At 56.1% G+C, this 18894-nt stretch carries 16 protein-coding genes; all 16 read left to right on the top strand.

Features of this window, described 5'->3' with window-relative positions:
- Positions 1 to 37: 37 nt before the first annotated feature.
- Entirely contained in the window at positions 38 to 928 is an 891-nt protein-coding gene (locus VEZ38_RS07090) for an AraC family transcriptional regulator (RefSeq protein WP_324892644.1), read from the top strand.
- A gap of 62 nt (positions 929 to 990) precedes the next feature.
- The gene (locus tag VEZ38_RS07085; protein ID WP_324892643.1) at positions 991 to 2685 is read left to right on the top strand and encodes a dihydroxy-acid dehydratase; all 1695 of its coding nucleotides are present in this window, start codon (positions 991 to 993) and stop codon (positions 2683 to 2685) included.
- Positions 2686 to 2695: 10 nt separating this feature from the next.
- Positions 2696 to 3472, top strand: a complete 777-nt coding sequence (locus VEZ38_RS07080) for an SDR family oxidoreductase (RefSeq protein WP_324892642.1) — start codon at positions 2696 to 2698, stop codon at positions 3470 to 3472.
- Positions 3473 to 3495: 23 nt separating this feature from the next.
- Positions 3496 to 4815 carry an FAD-dependent oxidoreductase gene (locus VEZ38_RS07075; protein ID WP_324892641.1) on the top strand — a complete coding sequence of 440 codons (1320 nt, stop codon included), beginning with the start codon at positions 3496 to 3498 and terminating at the stop codon, positions 4813 to 4815.
- A gap of 27 nt (positions 4816 to 4842) precedes the next feature.
- Positions 4843 to 5535: an SDR family oxidoreductase gene (locus VEZ38_RS07070; protein ID WP_324892640.1), complete on the top strand. Its 693-nt coding sequence runs from the start codon at positions 4843 to 4845 to the stop codon at positions 5533 to 5535.
- A 47-nt stretch (positions 5536 to 5582) separates the two neighbouring features.
- The gene (locus VEZ38_RS07065; protein WP_324892639.1) at positions 5583 to 6485 is read left to right on the top strand and encodes a 2-hydroxy-3-oxopropionate reductase; all 903 of its coding nucleotides are present in this window, start codon (positions 5583 to 5585) and stop codon (positions 6483 to 6485) included.
- A complete protein-coding gene (locus tag VEZ38_RS07060; RefSeq protein WP_324892638.1) occupies positions 6482 to 7258 on the top strand; it encodes an HpcH/HpaI aldolase family protein in 777 nt (258 codons plus the stop codon). The genes VEZ38_RS07065 and VEZ38_RS07060 overlap by 4 nt, the downstream gene beginning before the upstream one ends.
- On the top strand, positions 7255 to 7683 hold the full coding sequence (locus tag VEZ38_RS07055) for a hypothetical protein (RefSeq protein WP_324892637.1): 429 nt from the start codon (positions 7255 to 7257) through the stop codon (positions 7681 to 7683). The genes VEZ38_RS07060 and VEZ38_RS07055 overlap by 4 nt, the downstream gene beginning before the upstream one ends.
- A gap of 14 nt (positions 7684 to 7697) precedes the next feature.
- A complete protein-coding gene (locus tag VEZ38_RS07050) occupies positions 7698 to 8606 on the top strand; it encodes an MBL fold metallo-hydrolase (protein WP_324892636.1) in 909 nt (302 codons plus the stop codon).
- A 19-nt stretch (positions 8607 to 8625) separates the two neighbouring features.
- Positions 8626 to 9597: a mannonate dehydratase gene (locus VEZ38_RS07045; RefSeq protein ID WP_324892635.1), complete on the top strand. Its 972-nt coding sequence runs from the start codon at positions 8626 to 8628 to the stop codon at positions 9595 to 9597.
- Positions 9598 to 9627: 30 nt separating this feature from the next.
- Entirely contained in the window at positions 9628 to 11415 is a 1788-nt protein-coding gene (locus VEZ38_RS07040) for a sensor histidine kinase (protein ID WP_324892634.1), read from the top strand.
- Positions 11396 to 13018, top strand: a complete 1623-nt coding sequence (locus tag VEZ38_RS07035) for a response regulator (RefSeq protein ID WP_324892633.1) — start codon at positions 11396 to 11398, stop codon at positions 13016 to 13018. The genes VEZ38_RS07040 and VEZ38_RS07035 overlap by 20 nt, the downstream gene beginning before the upstream one ends.
- A 159-nt stretch (positions 13019 to 13177) precedes the next feature.
- The gene (locus tag VEZ38_RS07030; protein ID WP_324892632.1) at positions 13178 to 14602 is read left to right on the top strand and encodes a sugar ABC transporter substrate-binding protein; all 1425 of its coding nucleotides are present in this window, start codon (positions 13178 to 13180) and stop codon (positions 14600 to 14602) included.
- A 182-nt stretch (positions 14603 to 14784) separates the two neighbouring features.
- Positions 14785 to 15669 (top strand): sugar ABC transporter permease, encoded by an 885-nt coding sequence (locus tag VEZ38_RS07025; protein WP_324892666.1) that lies wholly within the window; start codon positions 14785 to 14787, stop codon positions 15667 to 15669.
- 135 nt (positions 15670 to 15804) lie between these two features.
- A complete protein-coding gene (locus VEZ38_RS07020) occupies positions 15805 to 16593 on the top strand; it encodes a carbohydrate ABC transporter permease (protein WP_324892665.1) in 789 nt (262 codons plus the stop codon).
- Between the two features lie 17 nt (positions 16594 to 16610).
- Positions 16611 to 18764 carry a heparinase II/III domain-containing protein gene (locus VEZ38_RS07015; RefSeq protein WP_324892631.1) on the top strand — a complete coding sequence of 718 codons (2154 nt, stop codon included), beginning with the start codon at positions 16611 to 16613 and terminating at the stop codon, positions 18762 to 18764.
- Positions 18765 to 18894 lie beyond the last annotated feature (130 nt).

Below are 18894 nucleotides of genomic sequence, written 5' to 3'. Positions count from 1 at the left end.
AGGTAGCCGCTAGGCAGCCCGACTAGGGGGTTACATGGTGAGTGCATACAATACGCCGGATCGACTGATGAATGAACAATACCTGACGTTGTCGGCGCCTTACCGGCTGTTTAGACAGGAACTGGTCGCCGGCAAGACGATTTCGACGCACTGGCATGAATTTTATGAAATGGCCTTTATCATCTCGGGAACGGGGACCCACGTGCTGAACGGCGTTTCTCACCGGATTTCCCGCGGAGACGCATTCCTTCTTACGCCTGCCGATTTCCATAACCTAATCCCCGATCCAGGTCTAACGATGCATGTGTACAACCTGATTTTCGCCCTGCCCTTCCTTCGGAACGAACTGTTCGAGCTTCTCTTCGAACACGAGACGACCCATACGTGCAAGTTCGACGAACCAAGCGCTTCCCTTATCGAACTGGAATATAACAGGCTGTGGGAGGAATCGCAGACGCGCCAGGCCGGCTCGGCTTATGTCGTTCAGGGCTGCATTGAGCGTTTGTTGATCGATCTGTTTCGCCGGAGCCGCTCCCGTTCGGAAACGGAGCTGATTCCCGCGGGCAGCTCCATCCATCCGTCCGTCCGCAAAGCGTTGATTTACATCCAGATCCATTTCCGCGAAACGCTTGCGCTTGCGGATGTGGCCTCGTATTCGGGACTGTCGCACAATTATTTCAGCGAATGCTTTTCGAAACAAACCGGAACGACATTCAAACTATACGTCCAGGAGCTTCGACTCCAGTTTGCCAAATCGCTGCTGTCAACGACGCAACTGCCTATTACGGAGGTTTGTTACGCATCGGGGTTCGGAACAGTACCTCATTTTGAAAAGGCTTTCAAGAAAAAAACCGGCATTTCTCCAAGGGACTACCGCAAACACGCCGCGGATAAAAAGGGGATATCCTCCGACTCGGATCCAGGATAAGACTCGGTCACGAATCGCGGCTGTTTCGCAGCAAGAGATAATTCATTATAGGAGCTGATCCGATGCTTCGCAGTAATTTCGAACCGGGTACGACCAGATGGGCCGTTCGGAGAGCGCAGTGGAAGAGCATGGGGATTCGGGAAGCGGATTTCGAGAAGCCCAAAATCGCCGTAATCAATTCGTCCTCGACGCTGTCGAGCTGTTTCATACACTTGGACGATGTTTCGAAGGTCGTTCAGCAGGCGATTCGCGACGCAGGGGGGCTGCCATTCGAGGTGCGTACGGTGGCGTCCAGCGATTTCGTGACCAGTGCCGGAAAAAAAGCCCGTTACCTGATGCCCACGCGCGACCTCATCGTCAACGAAATCGAAGTGACCGTCGAAGGGGCGCTCCTGGACGGGATGATCTGTCTATCTTCCTGCGACAAGACGACCCCGGCTCACCTGATGGCGGCCGGCAGGCTCAATATTCCGACGCTGCTGCTCACATGCGGATACCAAATCGGAGGGCTGTGCCACGGCAAAGAAGTCGATATCGACGACGTATACGAATCGATCGGCGCCGTCGAGGCCGGCAAAATGTCGCTCGAGCAACTGACGGAAATGGCGGACGCCGCCATCCAGACTCCCGGCGTGTGCGCGGGGCTCGGCACCGCGAACACCATGCATATCTTGGCGGAAGCGCTGGGGATGACTTTGCCGGGCAACTCGCCCGTACTCGCGGGCAGCCGCAAGCTGTACGAATATGCCCGCAAATCCGGCGAGCGAATCGTCGCGATGGTGCAGGAAGATTTGCGCCCGCGTCAGATTCTCACGCGGGAAGCCTTCGAGAATGTCGTTACCGTCGATCTGGCGCTCGGCGGATCGGTCAATTCCGTCCGCCATCTGGCGGCGGTCGCCACGGAAGCGGAGCTGGACCTTCAAGTGGTGGAGTTGTTCGAAGAACTGGCGAAGGATATCCCGCTGCTGGTTACCGTGCGCCCGAACGGCCCGTACCGTACGGAGGACCTGGAGGCCGCCGGCGGAACGCCGGCACTGATGAAGCGATTGGCGGATAAGCTTCACCTCGACGCCAGGACATCGACCGGAAGGACGGTCGGCGAGAATCTCGAGGGAATGGAGGTCGGAAACCCCGAGGTGATCCGTCCGCTGCAGAAGCCGCACAGCTTGAGGCCGGGCATCGCTATTTTCAGGGGAAATCTCGCGCCCGAGGGCTCGATCGTCAAGCTGTCGGCCATCGCTTCCGATCTCGATCGATTCGAGGGACCCGCGAATATTTTCGACACGGAAGACGAGGCGATCGAAGCGCTCGGCAACGGAAAAATTCGCGCAGGAGAGGTCATCGTTCTCCGAGGGATGGGACCGAAGGGCGGTCCGGGTACCGTATTCGCCGCAAGCTTCGTGGCGGCGCTTAACGGCGCCGGCATGGCTCACGAGGTAGCGGTTCTGACCGATGGAGAGCTCTCCGGCCTCAATCGGGGCATCGTCGTCGGTCAAATTATGCCGGAAGCGGCGGAGGGCGGACCGCTTGCCGTCGTATCCCAAGGCGATACGATCACCATCGACCTCGCGAACCGGACGCTGACCATGCAGGTGAGCGAAGAGGAGCTTCGCAGCCGGCTCTCGGCTTGGAAGCCGGAGATCAACCCGATTCAGACCGGTTGGCTTGCGCTTTACGCGCAGCTCGTACAACCGATTTCCGGCGGCGCCGTGCTCGGGAAGCGTCGGATCAAGCCGGAAATCGGAAGCAATGGGTAGGAGGGGAAGCATGAAACTGGCCGGTAAAGTAGCTGTCGTAACGGGTTCCGGCAATCTGCGCGGGATCGGCAGAGGCATTGTGGAGTCGCTGGCGGAGGACGGCGCCGATATCGTTCTGCATTATCGCTCCAAGGAAGCCGAAGCCCTTCAGATTGCTGAAGAGTTGAGGCTCATGGGAAGAAGGGCCTGCGCCATTCAGGCCGACCTCGGCCAGCCGACTCAGGTCGAGCGCTTCATGGATGAGGCCGAAGCGGCATTCGGCCGGATCGATATTCTAGTGAATAATGCAGGGGTATGTTACTGGGAACGCGTGGCCGAAATTACGGACGAGAACTTCCAGGCTATGATCAACCTGAATCTTGGAGCGACGCTGGCCTGCAGCAGGCGCGCTGCCCGGGCGATGCGGCTTCGCGGAGAGGGAGGGCGGATCATCCAGATTTCCTCCCTGCAGTCCAAGCGCCCTTCGCTAACTATGGGTATCTATTCCGCCACGAAAGCGGGAATGGACCACCTCACCCAGTCCATGGCGCTGGAGCTCGCCCCATACGGTATCACAGTCAATCAGGTGCTGCCGGGATGGATCGATACGGACATTAATTTGTCCAAGCCGGGGCAGCAGAGCGAGGAAGGCAGGCGCAAGGCGCTGGAGACGCTTCCGCTCGGGTTCCAGGCGACGCCGAGGGATGTAGGGCAGGCCGTAAGTTATCTGTGCGGGGAAAGCGGCAGGGCAATTACCGGAGCGTTCATCAAGGTGGATGCCGGCGCGTTTATCAAGTGTCTCCTATAGTCAGCCGGAAAGGAGAGAATCGCATGGGGTCAAAGCTGCACATGGAAACAGCCAGAGCGATTCCCGTAATCGCGGAAATGGACGTCGTCGTAATCGGCGGCGGCCCTTCCGGCGTAGCGGCGGCGGTGACGGCAGCGGAGCAGGGAATGCGCACGATGGTGATCGAGCGCTACGGGTTTTTCGGGGGCATGAGCGTTGCCGGCTTGTCGGGGACGGTGTGCGGACTGTACAGCTCCTCCCGGACGAACAGACTGGAGCAGATCGTGGACGGTTTTGCAGGACGATTCGTCAACCTCCTGAAGAGCAAGGACGGAATCGCCGAACCTGTACCCTTCGGACATACCGCGCTCTGCGTGCACGATCCCCTGTCCTGGAAGGAAACGGCGGATGCGTTGATCCGGGGAGCTGGCGTGCACGTCCTTTTCCACACTTGGTTTGCCGATGTCATCATGGACGAAGGCCGGCTTAGCGGCATCGTCATCGAGAACAAAGAGGGGAGAAGGGCGATTCGCGGCAAGGTGTTCATCGACGCCACGGGAGACGGGGATGTCGCCGCCAGGGCCGGAGCGCCCTGCCTGTTCGGCAAGGACGGGTTCGTTCAGTTCCCGACCATGATCTTTCGCATGGGCGGAGTCGATTGGAAGCTCGCTTCCCGCATGTCTCCGGCCGAGGTGGAAGCGCTTATCGGCGAGCAGGTATCGAGCGGCAACTACGAGCTTCCCCGACGTCACGTATACCTGCTGCCCATGCCTCGCAGGAACGAAGCGTTGATCAACGCCACTCGAATCGCCAAGCCCGGGAACGGCGTCGTTAACGGGACCGTGACGGAGGACCTCACATGGAGCGAATTTGAAGGCAGACGCCAGATCCGGGAATATGAACGCTTCCTGCGGGATCTCGTCCCGGGCTTCAAAGAGTCCTATATCATTGATAGCGCCGTGCAGATCGGGATCCGACAGACTCGTACGATTCTCGGCGAATATGTCCTGAAGAACGACGATATTCTGAACGCACGCAAGTTCAGGACGGCGATCGCCCGAAGCGCCTGGCCGATCGAAGCCCACGGCGAAGAGGTGAAGATCGCGTATCTGAATGACGATTACTACGAGATTCCGTATGAGGTCATGCTTCCCAGAGGGGTCGAGCAGCTGCTTACGGTCGGCCGGTGTATTTCCGCGGAGCATGAAGCGCTGGCTTCGGCGCGGGTAACGGCCCAATGCTTCGAGGAAGGCTTCGCAGCCGGTTACGCGGCGTATTCCGCGATTAGGGAGCGGGTCGCCCCGAAACAGGTTGACGTCGGTGAGATCAGGAAATTTATGGTGGCGCATGGGGCGAACTTATGACGCGGTACGGCGCAGAGGAGGATGGGTGTGGATAAAGAATGGCAACAGGTGATGATCGCTTACGGGAAGCGGCAACCCGGGCTGACCGGCGCGCTTACCCATGCGTTCGAGGCGCGCGGCGGCGGCGTGTTGGTAAGTGAAGCGGCGGGGGAAGAGGAAATCCGCGATGCGGTGTCGGCGTCCGTCGCCGACCATGGCGGTATCGGCGTATTCTTCTATATGCCCAAGCCCGTCGCGGCGACCGCCATCCTCGGCGATGACGATTTGTTTCACGACATCCGAGAGGAACTGGAGGGGGGCATGCGCTGGCTGCGGACGGTAGGCGCGGCGATGCTCGGAGCGCGGATCCCGGGACGCATCGTCGTTCTGTCGCACATTACCTCGATCGTTCCGACTGGCCGATTCTCCTATTGCTCCTCGGGGCAGGCTGCGCTGAACAATTTGTCCAGAGTGGCGGCCCTGGAATGGGCGTCATCCGGCATCCAGGTCAACAATGTAGTGTTCGGCTGGAGGGAAACGCCGGAGGAACAGGCTTACGTGGAGCAGCTGAGAGAAGCGCACCGGGACGATCATGCCCCGCTGCTGCCTTATATAACCGACCGTGAAATCGCCGAAATGTGCGTCTTCCTATGCAATCCGCTCCATCGGGCGGCCAACGGCTCGACGATCGTCGTGGATGGCGGTTACTCGGTATCGCGCAATATCCGTCCGGTGTCTTAGGCGGCGAACCTTTCAAGGAACAACAAACAGAAGGCAGGGGGATTCCAATGAAGCCGATAATCGGGTTTATCGGTCTGGGCATTATGGGCAGACCCATGGTTCGCAACCTGCTTGCGGCAGGGTATTCCGTACACGTATATAACCGCAGTCGTCAGGCGGTAGAGGAGCTGGCGGGGGAAGGAGCATCGGTCTGCGAAACGCCGGCGGACGCCGCGGACCGGGCGGATATCGTCATTACCATGGTATCGAATACCGCAGACGTCCAGGAAGTGATTCTCGGGCCGAAAGGCATAATCCACTCCCTCAGACCGGGGAAAATTGCGGTCGATATGAGTACCATCTCCCCGCAGGCAACGCTGGAGCTGGCGGAACGCATCGGGGAGACGGGAGCGCGCATGCTGGACGCGCCCGTCAGCGGGGGGGAGAAAGGCGCCGTAGAGGGGACGCTTTCCATTATGGTCGGAGGCGAAGCGGAGACGTTCGAGCGGTGTCTTCCTATTTTCGAAGTGCTGGGCAAGAATGTGGTGCATGTAGGTCATCATTCCGCCGGCCAAGTCGTGAAAGCGTGCAACCAAATTTTGGCGGCTTCTACCCTTGCGGCCATGGGCGAGGCCTTGGTCCTCGGCACGAAGGCCGGCGTCGATCCGCAGAAAATCGTCGACGTGCTGTCTATGGGCGCTGCGCGATGCTGGGCGCTGGATGTCCGCGCGCCGCAGGTGCTTAAGCGGGATTTCAGGCCCGGGTTTAAAAGCAAGCTGCAGTACAAAGATTTGGGGCTCGCGCTGGAGCTTAGCAAATCCTTGGACGTTCCGCTCGCGATCTCCGGCCTTGTACACGAGATGTACAAGAGCTGTATCGCGCAGGGGCTGGGGGAGGACGATCACTCCAGCATTGTGCGGGTTACGGAACGGTTGGCCAACGTCGAAATTAACGGGGCACGAAAATCATGATGCGAAACGGCTGGAAGGAACGGTTGATAGAAGAGCCGCTTATCGGCTGCTTCGCGACATTTCCATCGTCTTCCCTGACCGAATATATCGCTTCGATGGGATTCGATTTCATCCTGATCGATAATGAGCACGGCGCGATAGATCAAGGCATACAAGAGGATATGATCCGGGCAGCCCACTGCGCCGGAGTGCCCGCCGTCGCTAGAGTGCCGAGAAACAGGCCGGAGTACATTCAGAAAGCGCTGGACAGCGGAGCGAACGGCGTTCAGGTCCCGATGACGAACACGAGGCGGGAGGTCGAGGAGGTCGTGCGTTCGGCTCTGTTTCCGCCTGCAGGACACAGGGGAGTCGCATTCCTGCCCCGGGCCGCCGCCTATGGACTGCATCCGGATAAGGCGGACTATCTCGCTCGATCCAACCGGGAAGGCGTCGTAACGGTGCACGTCGAAACCGTGGAGGCCGTCGCAAATTTGGACGATATGCTGGAGACGGAGGGGGCGGACGTATATTTCGTAGGGCCCGGAGATTTGGCGATATCCATGGGTTACGCCCATCACCCCAATCATCCCGAAGTTTTGTCGGTTATCGAGAAATGTATACGGACCATCGCGGCCCGGGGGAAAATCGCCGGGACCTATGTAGGAACGGCGGAGCGTACGCGGCTGGCGATCGAATGGGGCGCACACTATTTGGTCACCGCGGTTACTCCGGCCATGGCGGAATGGAGCAGGCAGTTTTTGTCCCAGGTAAAAGGAGGGGGAAACAGGGCATGACATTGGAAATTCGGAATTTATCCCGCGCCGCGTTTGCTCCTTACGGCGATCTTATCGCTCCCGATCCGGCAGAGGGAGCGTTTCAGGTCGTTATTCGCGAGCCGGATGAACTCGGGTGGCGCATCGCCGTCAGTCAACTGACCAGGAGGCCGGTCGATTGTCTCGGCGCTCATGCCAATTCCAGAGAATCGTTCGAGCCGCTTTCGGGCATATGCGTAATCCTGGTCGCGCAATATGAGACGCCTGAGAGGATGGAAGCCTTCTTACTCGACGCGCCCGTCTGCCTCCACCGAAATACGTGGCATTCGGTCATCGCATTGTCGGAGCGAGCGGTGGTCAAAATTACCGAGAACGATCGGATGGAGTCGGAAACTTTCCCGCTGCCGGCCCTTTTGGATATCGGAATGTTTCAGAAACCGGCATAGGAGGAGGCGGAATCGTGGCGAAGATCGTACCGAACGTACATCGGATCCATACCACGTACAAAGGCAGAAATTTATATCAGCATATCATTGAGCGCAATGGCCGCATGCTCCTAGTCGATACGGGCGCGCCAGATACGCCGGAATCGCTGCTTTTTCCGTACATGGAGGAGCATGGGCTGCATCCGTCGGCGATCGGCGCCATTATCGTCACCCACGCCGATTACGATCATCGCGGGGGCACAATCGCCATTAAAAGGCGGGCGCCCGAAGCGTTGTTGATCGCCCAGAAGCAGGAACTCGAGCCGCTCCGCGCCATCGAGGGCATGCCCGCCATCGATGTGACATTCGACGGCGAGCTAAGGTTCGGCTTCCCTTCGGGTATGAGGAACGACAATATACCGGTTCATCTGTACCACGCCCCCGGCCATTCCGCCGGCCATCTCATCGTTCATCTGCCTCTTCAGCGTACCGCGATCATTACGGATGCGGCGCTTGGCGAATGGATTCCGGATGTCGGCGGCGAACCGTCGCTGCCTCCGATTTATTTCGATGCCGAAGCCTATCTGCGGACGATCGAGAAAATCCGCGGCTTGGACGCGGAGGTGTTGATGGCCTCGCATTTTCCGCTGATTGCCGGGAAAGAGCAAGTAGCCGGCTTTCTGGACGGCAGCCGCGATTTCGTATACCGGGTCGAAAGTTATTTGCTCGAGAAGCTGGAGCGGGCGGATGGCTTTCTGGATATTCCCGCGCTCATCCTGCAATCGCGCGGCAGGCTCGGCCGCTGGAAAGAGGAAGCGGATCAGGCGCTTCAGGCGTGCTTCCATGCGGGATTACACCGGCTGAAGGAGCGGGGAGCGGTCGCACAAGCCCCCGGCGGTAAAGGCTGGAGCTTGCGCAGGACGGACCTGAACGCGCTAAGATAACGGGGAAGAAGGTTGAGATATGTTAAAAGTATCGCTCACGGCACCCGGGCATTTCCTCAGGGACGGCAAGCCCGATGAATTGTACCTGACGCAGCTGTCGCAACTCGGCGTCGACTGTATCGATATCACAAGCGGGTCGGTCTGGCCCGGCGTTCGGGAGCAGGGGTACCCGGATCTGGACGAGGTACTGCGCATTAAACGGAGAATCGCCGCTTACGGCTTGCAATTGAATCGGGTCACCCTGCCGGACCTTACGGAGGCGTTCATGTTGAACCGTCCCGGCTGCGAGAAGGAGCTGGAGAATGCGTGCAATGCCGTGAAGGTGTTCGGTGAAGCGCGCATTCCGGTCGTTCGTCAGCGATTTGCCGGGGATAGCTTCACGGGCATCATGGAGCCATACGATGCGCTGCATAGAGGAGGCTCCGTAGCCCGGGGAGAGCGCCTTCGGAAAAACCCTGCGGTTCCTACGCATGAAGAGCTCTCCTTCTATTGGGAACGGTTTTGCGAGGCGTACCGCGAGCTCGTTCCTCTCGCCGAGGCATACGATCTCCAGCTGGCCATGCACCCGTCGGACACGCCGAACCCGGAAACCCCGTTTAATAGTCTCGGGTTCCACCGGATTATCGACGCGTTCCCAAGCAAGTCCGTCGGCTTCATCTATTGCGTAGGAACCCGTGCGCAGGCCGGCGGATCGTCGCTTGTCCTGGACGAGATTCGCCAGTTTGGGCGCAAGGGCAGAATCTTCAGCGTTCACTTTCGCAATGTGAGGGGGAGTCTTCCGACGGTCGGCGGGTTCGAAGAGTCTATGTTGGACGACGGCGATATGAATATGTTCAGGATTTTGATGGAACTCCGAAAGACCGGCTACGACGGATGCATCAATCCGGATCATGTGCCCCGGCTGACAGGAGACGATGCCGGCCAAATGATGGCCTGGGCTTATGCGGTCGGATATATTAAGGCACTGATCAACGCCGCTGACGGCTTGTAGGAGCCCGATGCGCAGGAGAAGAGGAGACCTATGAAGGCATGGATTTACGGTCTTTCCTTTCAGAGAAGAATTTGGTTATCCTTCGTGCTTCTAATTACACTGACGGTATCCGCCAACGGCACCATCTCCTATTTCATCGCCTCCCAGGTTATCCAGCGGAACGCTTTTCGCCTTAGCGAGGATACGGTAAACAAGACGGCTAGGGTTTTGGATCAACGGCTGAAAAGCATCACCATGTCCATGATGTCGCTAACCATCAGCGATCCGTTCAAGCGGATGATGACAGACGTCGCCGCAGCCGACAGGAGCCGTTATTATCAGCACTTGTCGGCGCTTCAGCTGGTCTTCTCGCAAATTAAATTTAACGATGCCTTCATTCAGTCGATCCTCGTCGCCACGCCGATAGGAGACTTCTATCCGACCACCTACTTTCGAAAGTCAGAAAATTCTTTCTTCGATAGCGGAATGTACCGGGACGTCGATCAAGCGAACCGCGCCATCTGGGTGCCGCTGCATGAGGACCCGTTTTTTTCCGGCCGCGAGCAGGTGGTGTCCCTCGTCTTCGGGACGATCGGCGAAGTCCCGAGCCAGGAAAGCGGCGTGTATATCGTAGTCAATGTGAAGGGGTCCGATTTGCAGCAGTTAACTACCGGCAATGCTTCCGCAACGGGTATGCATTATATGTTCGTCAACGATAAGGGTCAGGAAATATTTCACTCCGACTGGTATGCGGGGCAGGGGTTGGAACATAAACCATCGTTCTTCGACCGGCTGCGTTCGGATGATAGAGGTTATTTTTTCTACGAATTGAATGGTCAAGATTATCTTGTAAACCACGTCGGACTCGATGTCGGGGAAGAATGGAAGCTGCTTGGCATGCAGTCCAAGCAACAACTGCTGGAGGATATGAAGGGAATCCAGCGATCGACGCTCTATGCGCTTCTGGTTGCGCTTTTGCTTTCCTTTCTTTTCTCCAATCGCCTGACTAAGCTGCTGTTAAGGCCCCTCTACGAACTCAGTAATGTCATTAAGAAGGTCGAGAATTCCGATCTTGCCATGCGCTTTGAGACCAAATATCAGGACGAAGTCGCCCAGGTCGGCATGAGGTTCAATCGCATGCTGGATGAGATCAACGTATTGATTCATAATCTCAAGCACAATGAGAACGAGAAGCGGAAGGCCGAGATCAAAGCGCTGACCGCGCAAATGGACCCCCACTTTCTTTATAACGCCCTTAACACCGTTTATTGCAAGTCGGTGCTCGGCCACAATGACCAGGTGAACGAAATGATTCTCTCGTTATCCCAAATGTTCCAATTGGGGCTCAGCAGCGGCAGAGACATGGTCACGCTCGAGGACGAACTCGCGCACGTAAAGCAATATATAGCGATTCAGCAGGTGTGCTATGAGCAGCTGTTCGATTGCAAGATTCGTATCGGGGACGAGGTACGAATGAATACGCGCGTGTTGAAATTAATTTTTCAACCGTTGGTCGAGAATTCGATCCTGCATGGCTTCGGGGATCTCAATACCGGCGGGTTGATAGACATCACCATAACCGGGCTCGAGGGCTTGCTGATCGTTTCCGTCAAGGACAATGGCTGCGGAATGGATACCCAAGAGGTAGAACGCGTCATGCGGACGGCAGGCGAGAGGAAGCGCGGGTACGCCTTGCGGAACATTACCGCGCGTCTACAGCTGTATTACAACGGCGAAGCGAAGATGGAGTTGCATGGCGAGGCGGGAATCGGGACGGAAGTCGTACTGTATCTGCCTATAAGTAAAGAGGAGGATACCGATGCGGGAGGACAAGATTAAGCTATGCGTCATAGACGATATTCGCAGCGTTATCGATATGATCTCGACCAAAATCGATTGGGAGGCCTACGGCATCGAAGTCGCCGGAACCGCGATTAACGGTCAGGAAGGCCTCGAGCTGATTAGAAGGGTACAACCCGACATCGTCATGACGGACGTACGCATGCCGAAGCTGGACGGGTTGGAAATGATGCGTCGCGTGTTGGAAGCGCTGCCACACAGTAAGGTAATTATGCTCAGCGGGTACTCCGAATTTACCTATGCGCAGCAGGCGATCCGGTTGGGCGCGTACGATTTCCTCCAGAAGCCGTTTTCCATTGCGGAAATTATCCGGGTCGTAGTGGGGGCCCGAGACGTGTGGCTGGAGGAGCGGAAGGGCAGGCTGGAGGTCGACGCTATGGAGAAACGCCTCAAAGAGAGCTTACCGCTGCTGAGGCAGGAATACATGAACATGCTCATCCATCATCGAAGCGGCAATGCTCAAAGCAATGAGAAAAGATGGGCATTCCTCAAGATTCCGCTGAAGCCGGAAAATCTTGTCGTCATGATTGTAGAGATCGACCGGTTTGCGGAAAATTTCGGAATGCTGCCTACGCAAGAGGTGGAACTGGTCCGATTTGCGCTTCAAAATATTCTGGAGGAAACCATAAATAGCTTTACGGCAGGAATCGTATTTCGCGAAGGTACGAACCGACATGTGTGCGTGCTGAATTGCGAAGACGTCGACCTCGCCTCCAGGATCGCGGAAGCTTGCTGTGCGCATATCGCCAAATATACGCGATTCACGATTTCGATCGGAATCGGCAGAAAGGTGGAAGAGCTCGGGCAGCTTCCGGATTCCTTCCTGCAGGCTTTAAACGCGCTCTCCTACCATTTCTACACGGGAGGCAACGGCGTCCTTAGCTTCGATCAGACCGCCAAGGACGCGAAGGGGCTCCCCAAATATTCCTTGGAAACGGAACGCGAGCTGCTTTTCGCCATGCGATCGGGGAATCGGGAGAAAAGTATGGCGCTGTTAGAGCAGCTGATCGGCGATCTGTTCGGTTCGTCTTATCATAAACCGGAATATGTGAGAAGCGTATGCCAGGAATTGGCTTTCATGATGTACCGGGTACTGTTGGAGCAGCTGTCCGACACCCGTCTTTCCGAGCTCGAACATAGGCTTCGGGAAGGAAGGAACGGAGAACTCTCCATGCAGGAGCTCAGGGAGCTGCTGGTCGATTTGTGCCGACAGGGCTGCGAGTGGATGGAGAAAGAGCGAGTCAGCGAGTCGAAGCAAGTAATTCGTCAAGCAATCGCCTATATCCAGTCGAATTTGGGCAAGGCATTGACTGTCGAAATCTGCGCGAAGCAAGTAAATCTGAGCATCGGCTACTTTTCGAATTTGTTCAAGAAGGTGACGGGCACGACATTCCAACAATACGTCACCCAGGAGCGCATCGAGAGGGCCAAAGTGATGCTCGTCGAAAACTATCAGGTCCAGGAAATCGCCGAGGAGTTAAGCTATGAGCACCGCCGTTATTTCAGCGAGGTTTTTAAGAAGCAGACGGGCATGACGCCGTCGGAGTTCAAGGAATCCTTCCTGGGCAAGGCCGGGCGGTAACGAAAGTGAAGCGAATAGTTGCCCTTATTCTTCGTGTTGCCGCATGTACAGGTCGGGCCGCATCCCTCATACTGGGGGCATGAACCGAAAGACGGCTATGCGATCCCGTTCGGTTCATCGATCAAGAGCCGATAGACATTATAGAGGAGGGTACTAAGCATGTTGAGAAAGTATGGAATTCTCTGGTTATGCATCACTCTCGCGATCGTCCTGTCCGCCTGCGGCAATTCGGGCAGCGGCGGAGATGACGGGAAGGACAATGCCGCGCCGGCAAATAACGAAGGCGGCAAGAATACGGATACGGCTGCAACCGACGCGAAGGAGCCGAAAGAGAAGACGAAGCTGGTCTTCTGGACGAACGATCGTCCGGATGCCGATTACATGAAGGGGAAGATCGCGGAGTTCAATGCGGCCAACCCTGATATCGAAGTGGAGTACGTGGTCAAGACGGAAGATTATAACCAAGCGATCGACCTTTCCTTTGCCAGCGCCCAATCCCCCGACATTCTTCGGGTAAAGGAAAATACGATCCAGACGTTCTACAAGAAAGGGTATCTCGAGTCGCTCGACGGGTATTTGAGCGAGGAGCAGAAGGCAAAGTTCCCGATCTTGGACAATCTGAATCGGTTTGACGGTAAGATTTACAGCCTTCCGAATTACGGTTCTACCATGAGATTGGTTTATAACAAAGACCTGTTTGAGAAAGCGGGCATCAGCAAGCCCCCTGCCACGCTGGATGAAATGGTCGAGGTAGCGAAGAAACTGACCGAGGCGGGCAAGGATAGCGGAGCTTACGGGTTTGCGCTTAACTTTAAAAGTCCGGCCAGTGCGATCGACCGCTCGGCGCGCGTTATCACTGAAGCGAACGGATACGGCGGTTACGGTTTTGATTTTAAAACCGGCCGATTCGACGTAAGCGGTTTCAAGCCGGCGATCGAAGCCTTCAAGCAAATGGTGGACGACGGCAGCACGCTGCCCGGCATGGAGTCGCTCGATATCGACCCGCTGCGCGCACAATTCGCGGAAGGAAAAATAGGGATGTACATTTCCTATTCCGCCGAGCCGGGCGTTTACAAGAACCAATTCCCCGCCAAAATCGAGTGGGCTGCCGCACCGGTTCCGACAACGGACGGCACGGTTAAAGGCGCAACCGGTTTCCTAGGCGGTCAATGGCTCGGTATCAGCAGCGAAAGCAAACACAAGGAAGAGGCCTGGAAATTTCTGAACTTTATTTACGGAGACCAGATACTGCAAGATTTCCAGGAGAACGGTTTCGGTTTCTCTATGGTCCCTTCCATTCTGGAGAAGGCCAAATCCGCGGATATTTACGGGATCGAAGGCTTCCTCCCGACGCAGTACGACGGAACTTGGCCGATCCAGCCGACCGTCGCCGTACAAGGCACGACTTATCAGGAAGCCTTCTTCCGATACATGCTTGAGGGCGGAGACCTGGACAAAATTGTCGAGGATCTCAATAAGCGTTACAACGAGGCGCTCGACGCGGCGATCGCATCGGGAGAAGTCAAGATTAAGGCCGATCCGACCTTCGATCCGAAAAATCTACAAAAGATGTATGTCAAGTAAGCCGATTCGGCGGGGGAAGGGTCAGGAGCAACTCCTGGCCCTTTCCCCGTTCCGATGCAAATAACGCATAATAGTTGCCCTTCAAGTTGGGCTTGCCGCATTATCCCGAAAGGATAACTGGATTACAATGAAGGTACTAACGTCGCATGAGGGAAAGGTGGATTAATTTGAAGCAATGGAAAATGAAGTTGTCCGGGACGCTCTTCGCGTTCCCAAGCCTGCTGCTCACCCTTATGTTTACGGTATATCCGTTATTCTGGGTGATGCGCTACATGTTTTACGATTACAAAGGCTTCGGCGTGCCCCGGTTTATCGGCTTGGACAACTTCCGCACGTTGGCTTCGGATCAGTTATTCTGGCATTCGGTAAGCAACACCTTCGTTTATGCGGGCGGGAAAATGATCGTCACCTTGCCGCTTTCGCTCATCATGGCCGTGATCCTGAATCAAGCGCTGAAGGGCAGACAATTGCTCCGGGCCATCTATTTTATGCCCACGATCATAAGTTCCTCCGTGATTGCCGTAGTATTCTTCATTATTTTCAACTCGTATAACGGGATTTTGAATCAGTTTCTTCTCAAATTTCATATCGTTTCCAAAGGTATAAATTGGCTCGGACCGGATTATGCCATGTTGACCGCTATCATCATTGCGGTGTGGGGTGCGCTCGGCAATTATATGCTGTTGTTTCTTGCCGGGCTCCAGGGCATTTCGAACGAAGTGAACGAAAGCGCTTCATTGGACGGCGCAAATGCGATTCAGCGATTCTGGTACATCACCATTCCAATGCTTGGACCTGTTCTTCAGATGGTTATTATGCTTTTGATTATCAATTCCTTAAAAAGTTACGAAAGCATCATGCTGTTGACGGACGGCGGACCCATCGGGAAAACCGAGGTCATGTTCCTCTACCTATACCGTTTGTTGTTCCCTACACCTTCCGCAAGCACGGTTCTGCTGCAGCAAATCGGATACGGGAGCGCAGTCGGCTTCGTCTCCGGCTTGATCGTAGGAGCCATTACGTTCGGCTATTTCTATCTGTCCAGGAGGCTGAACCGTATCTATTGAGGATCGGCTACTCGGCGGCGCCACGAATAGGAGGAAGACGGGATGAGAGAATGGGCATTGGCAACAACGAAAAAACCGGCGTCATTCCTGTCCGGATCATTTCGCCCGGGCAGGCTGATCCTTTGGATATTCCTGATGGTTCTGGTTCTATTTACGATTTTTCCGGTTCTGATCGCGTTACTGGGTTCCTTTAAATCGAATGCCGAGCTTACGGCGGGAGCTACGATTCTTCCGTCGACCTGGCATGTATCGAATTACGTAGAGGCATGGAAGCAGGCGGGCTTTTCCCGTTTCACCTGGAACAGTCTTTTCGTCAGCCTGGCGACGACGTTCGGCACATTGCTGGTAGCCTCGATGGCCGCATACGCCGTGAACCGATTGAGTTTCCCCGGTAAAAAGCTATTTGTCGCGATTCAGGCATCTACGATGTTTATCTCGGTCGGTCCCTTGGTCCTGCATCCCCAATTCAAGCTGATGGTGTCCCTGAACCTCCAAACGTCGCTTTGGGGCGTCGTGATCTTGCTTGTCAGCGGGCATGCTTATATTTTTTTCATCCTCTTGGCCTTTTTCAGCACGATTCCAAGAGAAATGGATGAAGCCGCCAAAATCGACGGGAGCTCGCTGTTCGGCACCTACTGGCGAATCATTCTGCCGCTTCTGGCGCCCGGTCTTGGGGTAGCAGCTTTATTTACCTTCCGGGCGGCTTGGAACGAATATATTCTTCCGCTGGTATTTACCATGAGCCAGGTCGATCTTCAGACGCTGACGGTGGGCCTTGCCAACCTGCGTTACGGCGCCTCGGCGGCGGCGCAAACCCACTACATGATGGCCGGCGCGTGCCTGTCCATTCTGCCGATTCTGGTCATTTACGTATTTGCCAATAAATCTTTCATGCAGATGACGGCAGGGTCGATTAAAGGGTAGGAGGCGGAACACGGTTCATGAATACGGACAGAAAAGATAGGTTCATCCGCAACGCCGGTCTCCCGCAATTCAAAGAAGCGCTCGATCGGCTGTACCGGCAAGCGGCAGAGGCGGAAGCCATCCCCTATGCGATAGGTCCGCAAGAAGAAGGGGATTGGGGACATTACTACTATTGTCCGCATGACGGGACTAAATTGAGCTTCGACTGGAGCGCGCCGCGGTCGCATCGCTGTTCGTGCTGCAGCGCCGAGTGGACCGGCAGCCCGTATAACGGCGCCTGGGTCACCTTTGCTCACACCCAAATCGGTCGCGGCGTTTATTATACGGCTTATCTTCACGCGATCGATCCCGATCATGCGCGTTTGGAAAAGGCCGTACGCGTTTTGCTTGCGTACGCGCGGCATTACGAAGGATACAAGGAGCATGGCGGCATCCCTTATAATGGACCGGGCAAGCTGTTTGCCCAAACGCTCGACGAAGCGCATTGGATCATGGATTTGGCTGTCGGCTACAGCCTGCTTCGGAAGAATCTAACGCCCGAACAGGATTCGGACATCCGAACCGGCTTGTTTTTGCCGTGCGCGCGGTTTCTGATCGAACGGAAAGAAAAGCAGATTCATAACCATGCCGTTCTGATTACGTCCGCGATCGCTTCGCTTGGCGTAATACTGGAGGATCCGGCGATCCAGACGGCCGGTTTGACGGAGGAGTACGGCTTGTATGACCAGCTTTTGCGCGGCGTCTCGGAGGAAGGCTTATGGTACGAGGGGAATATTCACTATCATTTTTATGCCCTCGAGGCTCTGCTGCATTATGCTTATCTGGTCGAAGGAACGGCTTCGGACCTGTGGCAACGAAATGTGTTGAAGCGCATGTTCGATTTTCCGCTGAACTTCATTCAGCCGGATGGCTCCTTTCCGATGTGGAACGATGCAAGCAGCGCGACAGCCATCGGCACATACGCTCCCTTTTATGAAATAGCGCTTGACCGCTTCGGCGACGAGTCGTATCGCGCCCTTCTTCGATCGGCGTACGGAATGGAGAGGGGAGCGGCGTACCCGTACGATACGACGGCTGCGAGCCGGGATTCCCTGTACGCTTTGCTGTATGGGAAGGACCTCGCCGAGGGTGGCGATACGGCGGGACAGCTTGCGGCGAAGGCATCCGCGAGCCGTTCATTTCCTGCCAGCGGTTATACGAAGCTTACCAATCGCAAAGGGTGGCAGGCGATCATTAAGCACAGCATCTTCGGAGGCGAGCACGACCATATGGACAGGCTGGGCTTATCGTTCCGCTGCGGCGCCGTACCGGTGCTTGAGGATCCGGGAACGGTGGCGTACGGCGTGCCTGCGCATTACGGATGGTTTAAGCATACCTATTCCCATAATACGATCGTATTGAACGGAGCCGATCAGCCTCCCCGGGATGGCGTGCTGGTGCAATTCCATGAACGGGACTGGGGCATCTGGTCGGAGACGGCCGTTGACTGGAAGAGCGGCAATTACAAAATGCAGGATCGCATCGCGCTTCCGCCGGAGATGTGCCCATGGGATCATGCCGCCTATCATGGCGCTTCGTATCGACGCATCAACCTGCTGACGGAGGAGCTTCTTCTTGATATTTTCGAAGTACGATTGCCCGAAAGCCGGGACATCGAGCTTGCTTCCCATATCAGCGGGGAGTTGAGCTTGGGCGGCAATGCATACTGGCAGCCTACGAATGACATGTTCGGCAGGCTGGATCAGAGATGGTTCAACGACAAACGGATCCTTGCGGACCGGCCTTCCGCCATGAGCTACAAACTTCGGCAAGGCCGTCTCGTGCATCGAATCTGGTGTTCGCAGCCCGCGACAGCCTATTCTGCCCGTACGCCGGACAACCCGCCGACATCCGATCGTCAAACCGTGATCTTCCGCGTGCCTTCCCGGACCGACGTCCTTTTCATCCAGGCATTTACGTATGTTTCCGCAGATGGAGAAATCGAACCGGAAGGGGCATTGGAAGTAAACGATAGAAGTGACGGATTATACGACATTCGGATCGATGGCTCCGGCGCAAGCGGCACCTATTCGCTCGACTTGCGGGCTGAAGCCGCGAAGCTTGTAAAGTGCCGGTTCCATGAAGGAGGGAAAGCTTCGGGCCATACCGTCGTACGTTCGATCCGTCCGTAAGATGATCGCTCGAGAGGAAGCCGCGCATGAGGCGTCGGCTTTTTTTCTTTTGCCGGGGGCATGACATGGTTTTCGGTCGCTCGCGAACGTCGTCGCGGGAGAAAATCGAGCCCCGGACCGGGAAACCCTA

The organism is Paenibacillus sp., assembly GCF_035645235.1.
In the GTDB taxonomy this organism is placed as follows: domain Bacteria; phylum Bacillota; class Bacilli; order Paenibacillales; family YIM-B00363; genus Paenibacillus_AE.
The sequence above is the reverse complement of the archived record's forward strand: the minus strand, read 5'-3'. Positions and strand labels throughout refer to the sequence as shown.